At 60.0% G+C, this 16,511-nt stretch carries 15 protein-coding genes and 1 pseudogene; 5 read left to right on the top strand and 11 right to left on the bottom strand.

The window, feature by feature from the left end; translation table 11 throughout:
* Positions 1 to 299: 299 nt before the first annotated feature.
* The 7 genes and pseudogenes from ABB27_RS19165 to ABB27_RS00880 form a co-directional block, all read right to left on the bottom strand.
* Positions 300 to 1,274 carry a DUF2268 domain-containing putative Zn-dependent protease gene (locus tag ABB27_RS19165; protein WP_083491077.1) on the bottom strand — a complete coding sequence of 325 codons (975 nt, stop codon included), beginning with the start codon at positions 1,272 to 1,274 and terminating at the stop codon, positions 300 to 302.
* Positions 1,275 to 1,477: 203 nt separating this feature from the next.
* Positions 1,478 to 1,867: a hypothetical protein gene (locus ABB27_RS19160; protein WP_083491076.1), complete on the bottom strand. Its 390-nt coding sequence runs from the start codon at positions 1,865 to 1,867 to the stop codon at positions 1,478 to 1,480.
* A gap of 158 nt (positions 1,868 to 2,025) precedes the next feature.
* Positions 2,026 to 2,361, bottom strand: a pseudogene (locus ABB27_RS00895) (methylenetetrahydrofolate reductase); the annotation flags it as partial.
* 48 nt (positions 2,362 to 2,409) lie between these two features.
* A complete protein-coding gene (locus ABB27_RS19510; protein WP_161809588.1) occupies positions 2,410 to 2,877 on the bottom strand; it encodes a hypothetical protein in 468 nt (155 codons plus the stop codon).
* A 2-nt stretch (positions 2,878 to 2,879) separates the two neighbouring features.
* Complete coding sequence (locus ABB27_RS19505) at positions 2,880 to 3,689, bottom strand: hypothetical protein (RefSeq protein WP_152984367.1); 810 nt, start codon at positions 3,687 to 3,689, stop codon at positions 2,880 to 2,882.
* A 700-nt stretch (positions 3,690 to 4,389) separates the two neighbouring features.
* Positions 4,390 to 5,247 (bottom strand): methylenetetrahydrofolate reductase, encoded by an 858-nt coding sequence (locus ABB27_RS00885; protein ID WP_057626332.1) that lies wholly within the window; start codon positions 5,245 to 5,247, stop codon positions 4,390 to 4,392.
* A gap of 233 nt (positions 5,248 to 5,480) precedes the next feature.
* The gene (locus ABB27_RS00880) at positions 5,481 to 6,401 is read right to left on the bottom strand and encodes a LysR family transcriptional regulator (protein WP_057626395.1); all 921 of its coding nucleotides are present in this window, start codon (positions 6,399 to 6,401) and stop codon (positions 5,481 to 5,483) included.
* Between the two features lie 128 nt (positions 6,402 to 6,529).
* Here ABB27_RS00880 and msuE point away from each other — a divergent pair, with 128 nt between their 5' ends.
* The 3 genes from msuE to ABB27_RS00865 all read left to right on the top strand — a co-directional run bounded on the left by msuE (position 6,530) and on the right by ABB27_RS00865 (position 9,241).
* Positions 6,530 to 7,117 (top strand): FMN reductase, encoded by a 588-nt coding sequence (gene msuE, locus ABB27_RS00875; RefSeq protein WP_057626330.1) that lies wholly within the window; start codon positions 6,530 to 6,532, stop codon positions 7,115 to 7,117.
* Positions 7,118 to 7,187: 70 nt separating this feature from the next.
* Positions 7,188 to 8,171 (top strand): DUF1852 domain-containing protein, encoded by a 984-nt coding sequence (locus tag ABB27_RS00870; protein ID WP_057626328.1) that lies wholly within the window; start codon positions 7,188 to 7,190, stop codon positions 8,169 to 8,171.
* Between the two features lie 29 nt (positions 8,172 to 8,200).
* Entirely contained in the window at positions 8,201 to 9,241 is a 1,041-nt protein-coding gene (locus ABB27_RS00865) for a methionine synthase (protein ID WP_057626394.1), read from the top strand.
* 161 nt (positions 9,242 to 9,402) lie between these two features.
* On the opposite strand, the gene ABB27_RS00860 is transcribed toward ABB27_RS00865, so the two are convergent.
* Both ABB27_RS00860 and ABB27_RS00855 read right to left on the bottom strand, forming a co-directional pair.
* Complete coding sequence (locus ABB27_RS00860; protein ID WP_057626326.1) at positions 9,403 to 10,368, bottom strand: MBL fold metallo-hydrolase; 966 nt, start codon at positions 10,366 to 10,368, stop codon at positions 9,403 to 9,405.
* Positions 10,369 to 10,685: 317 nt separating this feature from the next.
* The gene (locus ABB27_RS00855; RefSeq protein WP_057626324.1) at positions 10,686 to 11,054 is read right to left on the bottom strand and encodes a nuclear transport factor 2 family protein; all 369 of its coding nucleotides are present in this window, start codon (positions 11,052 to 11,054) and stop codon (positions 10,686 to 10,688) included.
* A gap of 839 nt (positions 11,055 to 11,893) precedes the next feature.
* On the opposite strand from ABB27_RS00855, the gene ABB27_RS00850 reads away from it, so the two are divergent.
* Positions 11,894 to 14,539, top strand: a complete 2,646-nt coding sequence (locus ABB27_RS00850; protein ID WP_083491075.1) for a bifunctional diguanylate cyclase/phosphodiesterase — start codon at positions 11,894 to 11,896, stop codon at positions 14,537 to 14,539.
* A gap of 117 nt (positions 14,540 to 14,656) precedes the next feature.
* Positions 14,657 to 15,274, top strand: a complete 618-nt coding sequence (locus ABB27_RS00845; RefSeq protein ID WP_057626321.1) for a DNA-3-methyladenine glycosylase — start codon at positions 14,657 to 14,659, stop codon at positions 15,272 to 15,274.
* A gap of 469 nt (positions 15,275 to 15,743) precedes the next feature.
* Here ABB27_RS00845 and ABB27_RS19150 read toward each other — a convergent pair whose 3' ends face one another.
* Both ABB27_RS19150 and ABB27_RS00835 read right to left on the bottom strand, forming a co-directional pair.
* Positions 15,744 to 16,025 carry a DUF3247 family protein gene (locus ABB27_RS19150; protein ID WP_083491074.1) on the bottom strand — a complete coding sequence of 94 codons (282 nt, stop codon included), beginning with the start codon at positions 16,023 to 16,025 and terminating at the stop codon, positions 15,744 to 15,746.
* A gap of 189 nt (positions 16,026 to 16,214) precedes the next feature.
* Positions 16,215 to 16,463, bottom strand: coding sequence for a hypothetical protein (locus tag ABB27_RS00835; RefSeq protein WP_057626317.1), 249 nt, complete (start codon positions 16,461 to 16,463; stop codon positions 16,215 to 16,217).
* Positions 16,464 to 16,511 lie beyond the last annotated feature (48 nt).

Here is a 16,511-nt window from a genome sequence, read left to right as displayed (position 1 = left end):
TTTATTGCCCTTTTGCGAGCGCAGCGCAAAAGCCCGGCGCCATTCGAAGACCCAAGCCTGGATTGGATGGCAGGCTGCAGCCGATCGTCGCCCTCAGCAGTGCGCAGATCCCGATAGGTCGGCTATACCCCCTAGTTTGTAGTACGACGTCGCTGATTCATGCGATTCGACAAAAGGAGATCAAGACTCCTCGAGGCACGCTTCAGCGGTCCATGTTCCAGACCTTTGCTCTGGCAAATGATAGCGTTACAACGAATCCATTGTGAAAGCTGAGTATCACTACAGCGAGCCAGCTCGCTTCACGGAGACTCAAGCTTGTTCTGCGCTGACAAACGTTCTGGCCCCCAGCCACTCATGGCCAAGAACTCCTTCGCATCCCTCATCGAGATGATTGCCTTCAATGCCTGCCGCTTGTCAGCAGCCTTGGAATAGTAGGTTTTCGCAATACGATAGCCCACCCAATAGCCAAGATCACCGGGTTTCGAAGGAGTTGAGTTGTACAACCATTTGGACAACTCGGTCGCGTCCATGTCGGGAACGAACGCCTGTTCGATCTCCGCTTCACGCCCTGCCACCAGATCTGCCATGTAGGCGTAGGCAACGTCACCGGTGAGAAGCTCGGTTACAAACTCGGCCGAACCTTCGACAAGCGACAACTCGAGCACGGTCGGGGCAGGCTTATCAGTGAGTTCCGGCACCTGCTGCACATGCACAAACTCATGCACCATTACGCGCACAAATCGGTCTTCAATATCTGGGTTGATGAACGCGGTTGCACACAGCGCTTCAAGGCCAATATTGATTCCATCGTTAGGGCCCGCCACCGCTACAGGTCGCCCTCGCCCCACAGAAACAGTGACTGCTGGAAAGCTTGCATCTGAGTACAGCTCAGAGAAGCGGCTCAATGCGGCTCCGACTCTGGCCTTCACCTGCGGCAGTGCGACAGCGCATTGACGGGCTTGATCATAGATTTCGGGTCGTTCGGCAATCGCCTTTGCGATGCGTTCCCCCGTGATATTGCGAATCTTTGCAAAATGCTTCAGGCCGTCCGAGCCTTGATCCAGATACTCGCGCTGCAGCAGGTCCGCTGCTGGATGCCCATCAGCGGCGTCATAGATCCTGTAGAAACGCTCGACATCGTCGGTAACGACGGTGGGCTCAGCGTTGGCCGACAGCGCCGATACCAGCAAGGCACACAGCCCGGCGACTTTAAAGATGCGGCGTCCCCTGCTGGAGTGGCGATATAGACGTGGACCATGATCAGTCAGTGACATCTGCGCTGCTCTACCTTGAGACATAGGGATCATCCTCGTCCTCCCCCACCCATCCGAGCATGTGCTAGAGGTAATAGTCCGTCCTCCCACATGCAAGTATATGGAACAGACCGCTTCAAAGCTTTGATCACTTCCCAGCTTGTGAGTCATCCGAAAGTTGAAACGCTGAGCCGCATCTGCAGATCTTTTCCCCGCTGAAACCCTCATTTACAGGCGTTGTGAACGAGGTTGTCCCAATAACTGGACATAGCAAAGTCGCGTTTGACCCCCGCCACCTCATAAGCAGCTGCGCGTCCTCGCCGCGCTGATTCACAAGCGTTTGAGCGGTTGGGGCTGACCGTGCCGCCAGACGCCGATGCGCCGCGATCATTCGCGTACCGCTGGTCCAATTGCCGTCGCATACGATAGATCCGCCATTGCTCGGCATTTGACGGTTCGGATACAGGCGCCGCGTCCCATGATTTCACGGCAGCGCCTGGACACGGATCAGACTGGTAGGAAACATCCTTGCCGTTGACGCATTTGAAAACCTGCTGTGCCTGGCCGTAACCCGCTACCAGAAAAAGACATGCCCCCAGAATCCACCGGTACATTCCGTGCTCCCTGCCGAACGTTGGCTGGAATCATAGGGTGCTCGCCGGCGCCCAGCCAGCGATGGCTCCGGGCCGGGTTTTTGACGAATGCCTCACTGCACTACCCGAGGCGGTACCCGAACACTCGCTGTAGCTGCCCTGCCCCTAAGTCCTCGGTTTTATGCGTGCCTGGAATGGCCGCGAGCGCGGTAAAGCTCCATCCATTCCAGCGTCTGCGCAATGCCTCCGAACGGAAAGAAATGCAGACTCACCTCGCCATGCGCCTCAGTCAGGTTGTTGACCAGGCGATCAATAAATTTATCTGGTCCTGCCGCGCCCAGAAGCTTGCCGATCGAAATGCCGCATTTTGACAAGACCGACGCGCTTGCGCTGACGCCGCACATTGCCGCGTAGCGCGCGAGCGCGGCGACACTTGCAGGGCTTGGCACATCCACCCGCACCGGGTGCTGGATACCGCGCTGGCGCAGGTCTTCCAGCCAACTCAACACAACGTCGCCCTGTGCTTCCGAGGACATCTTGACCAACTGGCCAGATAGCCTGTTTTACATCTGCTGAACTTCACCAACTTCACCGTAGGGGGGCTGGCAATTACCGACGCATCCGCCAGGGGGATTCCAACCTCCGATGCCACCTCCCGTACCGCCACCGCCGGTACCACCACCACTCGGTGGCCCCTGCGCGATGGCGCCGGTCCCGCCGGACTCTTCGGCGCTTTCGCCGCAAGGCTTCTCGACATATTGGATGTTGGTTCCAGTCATCGTCAGCCGCTTATGGACCACTGTTACATAGCCAACGAACGCTCTCTCACGCCAGGTTGACTTGCCGACAAGGTTCTCGCCTGCAGAATCCAGATTGCGCAGGAATGCCTTCAGTGGAGTGCCTGCCTTGGCAATGTCATTCAATGTCACAGTAATTCTGAATGGTGGTAGCGAGTGAGTGACGCATTCCGCCGCGAACAGGCCACCCGCCGAAAGAGCTAGGAAAATTGCCGCTAAAGTCCGTTTTTGCATCATCAAATCCCTTTATTCTCTATAGAGAAAGGCCGTGCATCGACCCGATATTTCACTCCGTACTTCTTCTCGTACAATGCGTTCAACGTTGAAACGAGCTTCATCGCATCCGCCTCGCCCTTCATTCGCTGATCCGGCGTCAAGGATTGAGCGAACATTGCTTCCCTGCCAACGGCCGCCGACGTGTTGCCCCTGATCTCCGATACACGGGCAACCGCATAGGCATCGATCAAGTTTTGCTCCCCTGGCAAACTGGCCAGACGTGCAGAAAGCAAGGACAGAGCGAAGTCATCACCGTTGGCTGCGGATAGGAGAAGCTTGTCGGTCGCGTTTCTTGAAGGAAGCCCGCGCGCATCAAGCATTGTTTTCGCCACTGAATCACCAGAGTCCGCAGCAACCTGCAGCAAGCCATCTGGGAGTTGGGAGTAGGTCTCCCACTGCCGTGCATTGGGATAGCCACGTCTATCCAGCCAATGCTGCTCTTCAACGCTCTGCGCGCCAAAGGGATCATCAGCCAGGCTCAAGCCTGCCCGTGACCTTGGAACATTGGGAAACGGATTGGACAAACCTGGGCTCCTGGCACTTGGCGATGTCATGGATCCAGTTGCTGGCTTGCCTCGCGCTGCCCCGCCCTCTCCCGTCAACTCATTAGCCTGCCGCGCAATATGGCCAACGATGGCCGTTTCCGCGGCAGGATTCGTTGATTTTCCGATCTTTTTGATTGCTGTTACGACTACTGCGCCCACGACCACCAACATCAGCGAATAACTGAGCAACCTCACTTTCTTCTGCGTCATTTCACCAAAACTCATTCTGCCTACAAAGGGGGAACCAACAACAGGATAAGGAGATCAGCGCCGCAACACATGCAAATTTCCATAACTAATGCCTTTCCTTGTGAGTCATCAAAACGTAGAGGTGATGAGCCGCATTCGCAGGTTATTTTCCGCCACAGCCCTCATTTGCAAGCGTTGTGAACCATGTTGTCCCAATAGCTGGACATCGCGAAATCGCGCTTGACCCCCGCAGCCTCATAAGCGGCTGCACGTCCACGCCGCGCTGATTCACAAGCGTTTGAGCGGTTGGGACTGCCCATGCCGCCGGACGTCGATGCCGCTGCGCCGCGATCATTCGCGTACCGCTGGTCCAATTGCCGTCGCATGCGATAGATCCGCCATTGCTCGGCATTCGATGGCTCAGATACTGGCGCCGCGTCCCATGATTTCACGACATTGCCTGGACACGGATCCGACTAGTAGGAGACATCCTTGCAGTTGACGCATTTGAAAACCTGCTGTGCGTGGCCATAACCCGCTGCCAGAAAAAGACATGCCGCCAGAATCCACCGGTACATTCCGTGCTCCCTGCCGAACGTTGGCTGGAATCACAGGGTGCTCGCCAGCGCCCAGCCAGCGATGGCTCCGGGCCGGGTTTGGGGCGAATGTCTCCCGACGCTACCCTGGGCCATATCCGATCACTAGCTGCAGCTGCCCTGACCTTAAGGCCCCGCTGTCATGCGTGCCTGGAATGGCCGCGAGCGCGGTAAAGCTCCATCCATTCCAGCGTCTGGACAATGCCTCCGAACGGGAAGAAATGCAGGCTCACCTCGCCATGCGCCTCGGTCAGGCCGCTGGCCAGGCGATCAACAAATTTATCCGGCCCTGCCGCGCCCAGAAGCTTACCGATCGAAACGCCGTATTTCGACCAGACCGACTCGCTTGCGCTGACGCCGCACATTGCCGCATAGCGCGCGAGCGCGGCGACACTTGCAGGGCCTGGCACACCCACCCGCACCGGGTGCTGGATACCGCGCTGGCGCAGCTCTTCCAGCCAACTCAACACGACGTCGGCATCGAAGCCGAACTGCGTGACGATCAGGGGTGACATGCCGCAGCTCTCGATGCTGTCGCATTTGCGTGCAAGTACCTGCCAGCGAGCAGCTACGCTCATCACCGGATGACCTTCCGGATGCCCGCCCACTCCGATGTGCTTGATACCCGCGCGTTCGAACACGCCGGTTTCAATCAGTGAAGCGCTGTCGGCGAACCTGCCCTTGGGGCTGGGCGAGTCACCGGCAATGACGAAGCAACGCTCGACCCCCGCCTCGCTAGCTGCGCGCGTCACGAATGATTCCACTGCTTCCAGCGAGGTGATCCGGCGTGCCGGAACGTGTGGCATGGGCTCGAATCCGAGCCCGCGAACCGTTGCGGCGGCACGCAACCGTGCCGCGTCGTTCTCCCCCGCAAGATAGGGAATGAAAATGCTTGTGCCGGCCGCTATACGCGGTGCGGCTGCGATCAACGCCGGAATGGCTTTTGTGCTCACTTCCAGCGAGTAGGCATCAGTGAGGGAGCTGGAGAGACTTGGCATATCGGAAGGGGTCAAGGGTTTTACCGTAATTTGGCGGCTAGGTGAGCGCCCCGCCCTGCCCTCTGATCGGATGAGTCGGAGCCATTGAACATGGTGCGGCAGGCGTTAGCTGCGTTGCGTGCTTCGCAAGGTGTTTACTCGCGCAGCTTCCTCGTCACTGTCTGGATCCATCGTTCATCGAGTGGCTTCCAATCCATGCAGTTCAAGTAAGCGGAATTCAAGACAGCGATACATCACTTGGCAGCCTTCCCAAGGCCGGCTGCCGCCACTGCGCTTGAGTTACGCGCCAGTTCGAAGAACGCCCGCACATAGTCGATGCCGGTATCGGCTTCGCGCGCGCCCAGAAAGATCTGCTTGGCGATACCGCGCGCACCCAGCCGTACCGGCACCACGTCCATCCGGCTCGCGTACTCCTCCACCAACCAACGCGGCAGCGCGGCCACACCACGGCCGCTGGCCACCATCTGCACCATGATGTCGGTGGTCTCGATGGCCTTGTGTCGCCGGGGTGTGACGCCGGCAGGCAGCAGGAACTGGCTGTAGATGTCCAGGCGCTCGATGTCCACGGGGTAGCTGATCAGAATCTCCCGGGTCAGCTGCTGTGGCTTCACGTAAGCAGCCGATGCCAGCGGATGATCCTTGGCCACGACCAGCACCTGCTCGTAGTCGAACACCGGCTCGAACTTCAGGCCTGGCTTGAACAGTGGGTCGGGAGTGACCAGAAGGTCGATCTCGTAGCCGAATAGTGCGCCTATTCCGCCGAACTGGAACTTCTGCCTGACGTCGACATCCACGTCCGGCCATGCGGCCAGATAGGGCGACACCACTTTGAGCAGCCACTGGTAGCAAGGGTGGCATTCCATGCCGATGCGGAGCGCGCCGCGCTCACCCTGCGCGAACTGACCCAGCCGCTCCTCGGCCAGGTCCAGCTGCGGTAACACCCGGTTGGCCACCGCCAGCAGGTACTGGCCGGCCTGGGTAAGCCGCAGGCTGCGCCCTTCGCGTAGCCAGATATCCGTGCCCAGCTGCTGCTCCAGTTTGCGGATGCTGTGGCTTAGGGCCGACTGGGTCAGGTTCAACACGCCAGCGGCAGCCGTCAGGGAGCCCTGCTTTTCGACCTGCTGGACGATGCTGAGGTGGATGCGCTCAAGCATGTTTATGAATTCCATTCATGGATTCGTGAATTAATACCATTTTACCTCATCGAATGCGCTGACTAGGATCGACCTTCGGCATCGGCGCCACTCAGCTGACCGATGAACCCGCTCCCACGAAGGCGAACATGACCCACCCACTTCCACTACGCGTCATTGCGGTGTCAGGCGGACTGCAACAGCCCTCCAAGGCAGCGGTGTTGGCTGAGTATCTGTCAGATCTGATCGCCGCCGAGGTCCCGTGCGAACAGCATCTGGTCGAGCTCGGCCAACTCGCGCCTCACTTTGCCGGTGCGGTCCGGCGCGCCCAGCTGCCTGGCCCGGTGGAAGCAGCGCTGTCGGCCGTCGAGCAGGCTGACGTGCTGGTGGTGGCCACGCCGGTCTACCGCGGTTCCTACACGGGGCTGTTCAAGCACTTCTTTGATTTCATTGACCAGGACGCCCTGGTCGACACGCCGGTGTTGTTGGCCGCCACCGGCGGCAGCGATCGGCATGCCTTGATGATCGACCATCAACTGCGACCACTGTTCAGTTTCTTCCAGGCCCGCACCTTGCCGCTGGGCGTCTACGCAACCGACCGTGACTTCGCAGGCCAAAGCCTGCACAACGTTGAACTGATCCAGCGCGCCAAGCTGGCAGTTGAACGGGCACTGCCGGTACTTCAGCTGAGCCGCCACGCAGGCATCAGGCCCGCAGGGAAAGTAGCCGTCGCCTGAGCCCCACCGCGCCGAAACAGCACGACGCTGTACCGGACTCCATCCGCAGAACCTACGGTAACTGGCCGCAATGAAAGAGAACCTTGAATTCAGCATCAAGCGCATCTGCTTCGATGAGAACTACCAGCCATCGGACAGCACCCGCCTGACCACCAATTTTGCCAACCTGGCCAGGGGCAGCAGCCGCCAGGAAAACCTGCGCAACACGTTGAAGATGATCGACAACCGCTTCAACAGCCTGGCCGACTGGGACAACCCAACCGGGGATCGCTATGCCGTCGCGCTGGAAATCATCTCCGTCGAGGTGGAGATGGGGACCGATGATGCGGCTGCAGTCTTCCCGCTGATCGAGATACTGCAGACAAGCATCATCGACAGCAGGACCGGTGCGCACATCGATGGCATTGCCGGGAACAATTTCTCGTCCTACGTGCGCGACTACGATTTCAGCGTGTTGTTGCCGGCGTACAACAACAAACGGGCGGTATTCGGCACGCCCGAAGACTTCGGCGACCTGCACGGCAAGCTGTTCAAGTACTTCGTAAGCTCCGATGCCTACAAGGCACACTTCTGGAAGCCGCCGGTGATCTGTATCAGCGCATCGAGCAGCAAGGTCTACCAGCGCACCGCAAACCAGCATCCTGCGCTGGGCGTTGAATACCTGCAGAACGAGCTTTCCTCCACCGACCATTATTTCGCCAAGATGGGCATGCAGGTGCGCTTCTTCATGCCACCGAACAGCGTTGCGCCGCTGGCGTTCTATTTCTTCGGCGACCTGCTCGGCGACTACACGGACCTGGAGCTGATCGGCACCATCAGCACGATGGAGACCTTCCAGAAGATCTACCGCCCCGAGATCTACAACGCCAATTCGGTCGCCGGGCGCGTCTATCAGCCCAGCCTGAAGCACCAGGACTACTCGTTGACCAAGATCGTCTATGACCGCGAGGAACGCAGTCAGTTGGCCGTCAAGCAAGGCAGGTTCACTGAGGAGAACTTCATCAAGCCTTATCGCCAGACACTTGAGCAGTGGGCCGCGAACTGCGCGCTTTGAATATCACACGGAACAAGAAACCCGCCACCATGAAAAAACTGTTGCCCACTTCCACCGCCGGCAGCCTGCCCAAGCCGTCCTGGCTTGCCCAACCCGAGAAGCTCTGGTCGCCCTGGAGGCTGCAGGATGAGGAGTTGCTTGAAGGTAAGCAGGATGCGCTGCGGCTTTCCCTGCACGAACAGCTGCATGCCGGCATCGACATCGTCAGCGATGGCGAACAGACCCGCCAGCATTTCGTCACCACTTTCATCGAACATCTTGACGGCGTTGACTTCGAAAAGCGTGAGACGGTACGTATCCGCAACCGCTATGACGCCAGCGTGCCAACCGTTGTAGGGGCAGTCAGCCGACAGAAGCCGGTCTTCGTCGAGGATGCCAGCTTCCTGCGCCAGCAGACCACACAGCCGATCAAATGGGCCCTGCCCGGCCCGATGACGATGATCGACACGCTGCATGACGCGCACTACAAGAGCCGGGAAAAGCTGGCCTGGGAGTTCGCCAAAATCCTCAATCAGGAGGCGCGGGAATTGGAAGCGGCGGGCGTGGACATCATCCAGTTCGACGAGCCTGCCTTCAATGTGTTTTTCGATGAAGTGAATGACTGGGGTGTTGCCGCCCTGGAACGTGCAATTGAAGGGCTCAAGTGCGAAACCGCGGTGCATATCTGCTACGGCTACGGCATCAAGGCCAATACCGACTGGAAGAAAACCCTGGGTTCGGAATGGCGCCAGTACGAAGAGTCATTCCCTAAATTGCAGCAGTCCAATATCGATATCATCTCGCTGGAATGCCAGAACTCGCACGTTCCCATTGATCTGATCGAACTGGTGCGTGGCAAGAAGGTAATGGTAGGTGCCATCGACGTGGCCAGCGACATCATCGAAACCCCGGAGCAAGTGGCCGACACGCTGCGCAAGGCGCTGCGGTTTGTCGATGCGGACAAGCTCTACCCTTCCACCAACTGCGGTATGGCGCCGCTGGCGCGCCCGGTTGCCAGAGGCAAGCTGCATGCTCTCAGCGCTGGTGCGGAGATAGTTCGGCGTGAGCTGCTGGCCGGTGCAATTCGGTAGCGCTTGGGGTCGGAAATATTGAAGTGATAGCGCACGGCTTCTGCTGGCGCTGGTCTTCCTATACTGACCGGCTTCCACCGCCGGAACCGGTCAGCCACTCCCCGACGTGGCCGGCAAGATATCTGCCTGCGCTTTGCCAAGTTCCCGTTGCCTTCCCTGCGTCACCATACGCCGCGACGGTGGTTGGACACCCAGCGGTACATGCCGAGAATGTTGAGTGTCTTCATGGTGTCGTAGCCGATCCAGTTCTTGATATCCGGGCTGAACTTGACGTTGCGGTAGAGATGGTCCCAGCTCATACCCTGGCGGGTCAGGTCCAGTACCTGTTGGTGCAGGTCGACCATATAGGCACGTTCGGCTGCGATGTCCTGCTTCGTGCCGGGGCTGTAATGGCCTATGTCAATGATGTCCACATCCTGCGCGAGCACCCAATCGAGCGTCTCGATCCAGCCGGGGTAGTAGAAGTCGAGCAAGTCGTTGTAGGGCATCGACTTGCTCTCGCACACGTCCGTACATTGCAGCGCGTGATGACGCGGGAACAACACCATTGTCATCGAATCGGAATGGCTGGGCGCAATGCGGTGCAACTCCACTGTCTCACCGCCCAAGGTAATGGTCATCTGCTTGTCGAAAACCCGGTCAGGCAGCGCCGTCGGCAGATTCTCGCCGATGATGGGCTCCAATGCCCGCTGGTTGGCGACCACAATCGCGCCATCCTGCTGGAACACCTGTGCACCGGCGGCATGGTCGAAATGGGCGTGGGACAAAACTACGTATTTGACCGGCACATTGAAGCGTCGACGGATCTCATCGCGTAGCCAGGTGGAGGTACAGGTCATCGCCGGGTCGATAACCAGCGCACCTTCTTTCGTGATGAGCACAAGACCACTGTGCACCGCGAGCCCGGCGCCCGTGGTGTGACGGTAGAGATTGTCCTTGACCTGCTGCAGGCTGCGTGGGTTATCGGGGCAGTCGCTTGCCGTGAAATCAGCCTCTGTCTGTCGCCCGGCGTACTTTTCGCGGTCGACAGGAATGCCATCGTCACCGGCCATGGCCGCAGCGGGTACCAACGCCAGCGCGAAGCTAAAGACGAGTGTAGCCGGTGGAAACAAGCGCAGGGTGAGCATATCCAACCTCCATCGACCTGCAGGCGGGCCGCCAACACGGCGGCACAGAACACCGAGGCAGGACGATACATCGTCCAGCCGGCAACTCATTGCAGACAATCAATCCAGCTACCCTCTACGCTGCCGGAGTGATCGGGCGGCGAAAAAGAGAAACAAGAAGTTCCCGCGCAGCAGGTTACGCGGTCGTGAACGGCCAGGTTGCGCCTTGCGGGAACGAGCGTGGGTACATATCGTCGCCTCCGGATCACGCAAGGCAGCAACAGCGTTTCACGGGCCGGATGGCCTTCATGAGCATCCTATTCATGGCCACCGAATACTCATATTCCCGGCGCCGCAATCGGCGATACGCTACCAGCAACGACGCGCCAAATGCCCTCTCGCTGTACCCACGTGCGGACATAGCGGAACTGCCCCGCGAATGGCACTTCCATCAGCGTTCCGGAGAGCTGGGCAGTTACGACAGTAACGCAGGTCGTGCCGTAGGAACGCACCTCCATTGCCTGCCAGTCAGCTTGAGTCATTCGTTGCGCGCCCGAGCGATGCAGCTGCAGATCATCCGCCTTCGTATAGATCCCGCCATCAGGCCCGACGAAGAGCAGCGCATCATCAATCAGAACCTCCAACTCGGCCACGTCGCTCCGCAGCATGGCAATGCGAAGCCGCTCCTCGTATTCCTTGATATGCATGAGCGTTGGTTCTCCAGGTAGTGGTTTGGTGTTGTTACTTGAACAAGGCTGAGCCGGAAAGCCGAGCCGGCGCGAGATCGAGTGCCTCACTGAATTTCAGGCCAGCCCGACTGGCCTACCAGCGGGCAGCCAGTCCTGGTTGCTTTGCAACCAAAGCACCGCATACATCAAATCCATCTACGGCTTACACGTCAAGGCGCGCGCACCTTTACCGGTGGCCATCCCGACTACACGTCGAAGGTCCCTGGTCGATCTGATTGGACTGCCGCGGCATCCATGGGCTGCTCCTGAAGACACCCGATCCGGGCCGGGGCGCAAATGTCACCGCCAGGTCCAGAAGTGGCTACGACGGCGTAAAACTCCAGGGTTGGATGGCCGGTGCGACAAGGCTGTGCAGCGCCGGCTTCGCTTGCGAAGCAGCTCGCGCCTCGGACAGAAGGCGTTGGGTGACCAAACGGCGTAGCCTGTGCGAAACGCTGCCGAGGGCAGCGGGGGAAGTGATGCTTTTCCCCGATGTGATCAGAGGCATCGACCACAGCGTGGTTATCACCTTGGCAAGCGCGCGTGCCCGCTGCCCGTCAAAGGAATTTGCGCTACCGTATTGCGGCCACCCAATCACTCCAACCACATCGCGGCGGAAGAACCTCCTGAAAGCTCCATCAAGATAGTCCGCGTCTTGCCGATATCCCTGCTTGGCTCGCAAGCCGTCAACAGCTCAATCACGGTAATTGCTGGTTTGTTCTACTGCGTTCTACGGTGTTCCGTCGCACGGCAGGCTTTGAGTTCTTCTTGGCATCACATCCCACCGCCCAACCATTGCGCAGGAGCCGAACGGGCAAGTGAATTTCATCCAGCCAGATTCCGAACAAACCACAGCTGAGCTGCCTGCCCGCCGCAGTGGCCTGTCGCCACTTGCCTGGGCATTGGCGGGCCTCCTACTCGGCCTGGCCTGCACCACGGTCATCGCCTATCGCGAATGGTTGGACCTGCGGCACGAGGCAGCAGAAGCTCGCAGATCGCTGGCCGACACCGGCATCGCGCAACTGCAGGTACCGTTGGAACGCGCGGCCTCCATCCTGCGTGCGATGCAGACCCTGTTCCTGGCCAACGACAAGATGGACCAGGCTGGCTTCAGCCAGTACTACTCGCGTTTGTACGATGCCAGCGGCGCCTATACCTCCATGGCCTTTGCACGACGCACACAAGTGGACCGGCCGCAGACAGGCAATGCGGCCTACCGCTATGAGCTGGTATCGCCCTACCAGAGCAACACCAGCCTGCTGGGCTTCGATATGGTCACGCAACCGGCCAATCTTGCGGCCCTGGTACGCGCACGGGACACGGACACTGTCACCGTTTCGGCGCCGTTCGCGCTGCGCCAAAGCACGGCGGCAGGGCAAAGCCCGCTGGGAGTCACGCTGCGCCTTCCGGTGTACTCCAACGGTGCAACCCCTGGCTCGGCGAGCGACCGGCGGGCACGGGAGATCGGTGCATTGGCCATCGGTATCCGCCTGCAGCCACTGATCGAAAGTGCCTTGGAACCGCCCGTGCTCGAGGGCTTCCGGGTGCGCATACGCGATACGGATGCACAGGCCCAGCCGTTCTATGACTCCGGCACCGTGGCCGCCGCCGGACTCCCTGCGCTGCAGCGCCAGCTGGATTTCGGCGGCAGGCGTTGGCTCCTTGAAATGGCGCCCCGGCCGCAGCCCATGGACCTGAGCCGGCTGTACACCATCATTATTGCCGGAAGCATCATCAGCCTGCTGCTGTCAGCGCTGCTGTGGTCATTGGCGACGACCCAGCGCAAAGCACTGGCCCTGGGTGCGCAGATGAGCGCCCGCTACCGCGAGAGCGAGCTGCGCTTCCGCGCCCTCAACGAACTGCTGCCGGCGCTGGTGCTGTTGGCCGATGCGCGCGACTGGAAAATCGTCTACGCCAACCAGGCTGCACGGCTTCGTCTGGGCGATCCCACCGGCCTGCAGTTGTCTGCGCTGTTCCTCGACCAGCAACTGCAGGCACGCAGCCGCGACGCGGCGGACATCCGCAGTGGTTGGAACCGGCTTGAAGCGGAGCTGCGCGGTGCCGATGGTGCCAGTTTCTGGGCAAACGCATCCATCGCCGAAGTGGACGTGGATGGCGCGCCGCATCTGCTGATGGTGGCAACCGACAACTCCGAACAGCGCGAGCTGACGGACCGCCTGAGCTACCAGGCCGCGCACGATGCACTCACCGGCCTGTACAACCGCCGCGAGTTCGAGCGGCGTGTACAGGAGCTGCTGAAGGACCGGTCGCGTTGGGCAACCAACGGTTTCTGGGCGTTGCTGTACATCGATCTTGACCAGTTCAAGCTGATCAACGATGTCTCCGGGCATATGGCCGGAGACCAACTCCTCGAGCAGCTCGCATTGACCATGCGCCAGCAGCTGCGCAGCGGCGATGTGCTGGCACGCTTGGGTGGCGACGAGTTTGGCCTGCTGACCTTCCACGGCAGCGCAGACGGGGCGTTGGAGCTGGCCGAGCGTCTGCGCGGGGGTATCGAATCGCTGATGTTTTCCTGGCAGGGCCGCAGCTACAAAGTGAGTTGCAGCATTGGCATGGTGGCGATCGACCAGCAGGTGCCCACCCTCAAGGACCTGTTGGCCTGGGCCGACACCGCCTGCTACATGGCCAAGGAGAACGGCCGCAACCGCGTGCATGTCTATCGCCAGGACGATGAGACTGCCCGTCGTCAGGGCGAGATGGAGTGGGTCAATCGGTTGCGCTGGGCCATGGAGCAGGATCGCCTGCTGCTTGACTACCAGGAGATCGTTTCGCTCACCGGCGAGGACACCGCCACCAACATCGAACTGCTGCTGCGTCTGCGTGATGAGGACGGCAGCATCGTACTGCCGGGTGCCTTCCTGCCCGCAGCCGAGCGCTATGGGCTGATGCCGGCGATTGACCGTTGGGTGATCCAGAGCGCGTTATCCAACTTCACCCGCCTGCATCCCACCGCGCAGACGCTTGGCACCTGTGCGATCAACCTGTCCGGTGCCAGCATCGAAGACGAGGGTCTGGCCGATTTCATCCTTGCCTGTATCGAGGAGCACCGCGTACCACCACAGATGCTGTGCTTTGAGATCACCGAAACCGTCGCCGTTCGGAACCTGCTCAAGGTTGTGAGCATTGTCGAACGCCTGCGGTCTGCAGGCTGCAATATTGCCCTGGACGATTTCGGTGCCGGTATGTCGTCCTTCGGCTATCTCAAGAACCTGCCCTTGGACCTGATCAAGATCGACCGCAGCTTCATCGTTGACCTGGACACCGACCCGATCAGCCATACCATCATCAGCGCCATTGCCAAGATCGGTCATCAGCGCGGTCTCAAGGTGGTGGCTGAAGGTGTCAGTACCGACCATCTATGCGAAGCCGCGCGTTCGTTGGGCGTGGACTACGCGCAGGGCTTCGGCTTGCATCGCCCTGAGCGGGTGCAGTTCCAGCGCTGACAGTTTTGTCCTGCAGCGTATGCCCAGCCGCGAGCGACGGAACACTCCAGCTGCGCGGCCGCATCACGGACGGTGTCGTAAGCTTGGCAGACAGCTGGCGATAGAAGGTGCTCAAGCATGGAGTTGCTGAACAACGACTTTCAGGTATTGCCGCGCGAGTTCTACCGCCGCCACCCTGCCCTCGTCGCCCCGGAGCTGCTCAACAAAGTTCTGCTGCGCAACGACGGCCGCTGTGCCCGCATCGTGGAAGTGGAAGCCTATGCCGGCAGCGAAGATCCGGCCGCCCACTCCTTCCGGGGTAAAACCGCGCGCAACGCAAGCATGTTCGGCCCGCCTGGGCACCTCTATGTCTACTTCACCTATGGCATGCATTGGGGCAGCAATGCCGTCTGCGGTGAGGTTGGCGAAGGTGTCGGCGTGCTGCTTCGGGCCGCCGAACCGCTTCACAATCTGGAGCTGATGTACGCGGCACGCAGCGCCGCCAAACGGCCAACCGATCTGGCCAGCGGCCCCGGCAAGTTGTCGCAGGCCTTCGGTTTGAATCGGGACTTCGATGGCGCGGACCTGGTGCTGGGCGACCGTGGCATCGTCATTGCCTGCGACGGCACTCCGCCACCCGACAGCCCGGTGGTAGGACCGCGGGTGGGAATAAGCAAGGCCGTCGATACCCCCTGGCGTTGGACCGTCGCAGGTAGCCCCTTTGTGTCGAATGCTCCCATTTCAACGAGGCGTTAGCGCTGGCACTTTGGGCCCTCCACTTCCCTCCTCCTTCGAGAGCAGCGCGAGGAATGTGAAGGTTGGTCGGCAACATGCCTTGCAGCGGGGACGGGCGCTTAACGCCGGGCCCAGCAAGATGGCGCTAGACCCGAACGGAGCCCACGCCATGATCCCCGCCCGGAACCTGCCGCGAACGACCGCCGTGTTGTGCTTTGCCCTTGGCGCGGTGTTGGCAACGTTGATCCAGACCATCTGATCGCAACGGGCACGCAAGTGCTCTCAAACGCGCTTTGGATTCTTCCGTGCGCGGCTTGCAGGCGCGATCGCAGCGCGCTGAATCTCTGGCTGGAATGCCGCCGTTGGCACGCACAGGCATCTACGACGGTTTCGCCGATTGCTTATTCCGGATGCCAACCAAAGCGCTCAACTTGAAGCCAAGTACTTCTCTCCGCTGAGCACCCTCCAGCAGCTGACTCAACGCTCTGGGTCAATTGCTGCCCAAACGGGTGAAGTCTTCGATCTCATCAAGCCAGAGCAACTGCACACCTTCACCTGCTACATCGAGCGGAACCTGGCCGTTTGTGCCTTCCTGCTCGTCAGGCCCGCGGAACTGCTGTACTGCAGGCCGCTCGGCAACGGTGCCTTTCAGCACCCGTCCATCCTTCATGCGCAGCTCGACAATAAGCTCGGCATCCAGCGCCAGTTGCAGGGCCTTGAGATGTTCTATCTCCGCTTGGGCGGTATGAACACGCGGTGCTGTCCTGGCCATCGGGGCATCCTCTGCTCGACTATCTACCGAGCCTACGAGTTCACCTGCTAACGCGGAATAAAAACGCGGACAGACCCCTGGCCGAATCCTTCACGCTCAACTGATATGACTACCCAGTGCTGGCAGCGTTGGTGGTTGTACTGCTTTCCTGCCCCGGGAAAGCGGGCCCCGTTGCGGGGCCCGCCACAATCAACCGACGATCAACGACCAGGGCAATTCAGATCCCGTGAACCTGTATCTGAAGCCCTCGCAATCGATCTGCTGTGCAAGGTTTCCCTCTTCATCCATCAAGGTATTTACCTCGACCATGCGGTCCGTCCCGATGCCTGCAAGGCGTCTGCCCGGGATTTCCAGCACGGTTCTGAAGCTTTTTTGCTCTGTCGAAACGACCTTGACTGGACGTCTCTCGCGCCCGGGCCCTTCCAGATAGAGTTTCATGCTTTTCACAGCCTAGTCTCCTGATATTGCCCCCGTCTTCCGGCTGAA

The organism is Stenotrophomonas terrae (genome assembly GCF_001431465.1).
In the GTDB taxonomy this organism is placed as follows: domain Bacteria; phylum Pseudomonadota; class Gammaproteobacteria; order Xanthomonadales; family Xanthomonadaceae; genus Stenotrophomonas; species Stenotrophomonas terrae.
Note: the sequence above shows the minus strand (reverse complement) of the source record. Positions and strands in the feature narration are given on the sequence as shown.

What these genes read in the sequence shown, in the direction of transcription:
- ABB27_RS00845 (WP_057626321.1), top strand. Translation starts at nt 14,657, where the DNA reads ATGGAGTTGCTGAACAACGACTTTCAGGTATTGCCGCGCGAGTTCTAC.
- ABB27_RS19165 (WP_083491077.1), bottom strand. Translation starts at nt 1,274, where the DNA reads ATGTCACTGACTGATCATGGTCCACGTCTATATCGCCACTCCAGCAGG.
- ABB27_RS19160 (WP_083491076.1), bottom strand. Translation starts at nt 1,867, where the DNA reads ATGTACCGGTGGATTCTGGGGGCATGTCTTTTTCTGGTAGCGGGTTAC.
- ABB27_RS00865 (WP_057626394.1), top strand. Translation starts at nt 8,201, where the DNA reads ATGAAAAAACTGTTGCCCACTTCCACCGCCGGCAGCCTGCCCAAGCCG.
- ABB27_RS00870 (WP_057626328.1), top strand. Translation starts at nt 7,188, where the DNA reads ATGAAAGAGAACCTTGAATTCAGCATCAAGCGCATCTGCTTCGATGAG.
- ABB27_RS19505 (WP_152984367.1), bottom strand. Translation starts at nt 3,689, where the DNA reads ATGAGTTTTGGTGAAATGACGCAGAAGAAAGTGAGGTTGCTCAGTTAT.
- ABB27_RS00880 (WP_057626395.1), bottom strand. Translation starts at nt 6,401, where the DNA reads ATGCTTGAGCGCATCCACCTCAGCATCGTCCAGCAGGTCGAAAAGCAG.
- ABB27_RS19510 (WP_161809588.1), bottom strand. Translation starts at nt 2,877, where the DNA reads ATGCAAAAACGGACTTTAGCGGCAATTTTCCTAGCTCTTTCGGCGGGT.
- ABB27_RS00860 (WP_057626326.1), bottom strand. Translation starts at nt 10,368, where the DNA reads ATGCTCACCCTGCGCTTGTTTCCACCGGCTACACTCGTCTTTAGCTTC.
- ABB27_RS00885 (WP_057626332.1), bottom strand. Translation starts at nt 5,247, where the DNA reads ATGCCAAGTCTCTCCAGCTCCCTCACTGATGCCTACTCGCTGGAAGTG.
- ABB27_RS00835 (WP_057626317.1), bottom strand. Translation starts at nt 16,463, where the DNA reads ATGAAACTCTATCTGGAAGGGCCCGGGCGCGAGAGACGTCCAGTCAAG.
- msuE (WP_057626330.1), top strand. Translation starts at nt 6,530, where the DNA reads ATGACCCACCCACTTCCACTACGCGTCATTGCGGTGTCAGGCGGACTG.
- ABB27_RS19150 (WP_083491074.1), bottom strand. Translation starts at nt 16,025, where the DNA reads ATGGCCAGGACAGCACCGCGTGTTCATACCGCCCAAGCGGAGATAGAA.
- ABB27_RS00855 (WP_057626324.1), bottom strand. Translation starts at nt 11,054, where the DNA reads ATGCATATCAAGGAATACGAGGAGCGGCTTCGCATTGCCATGCTGCGG.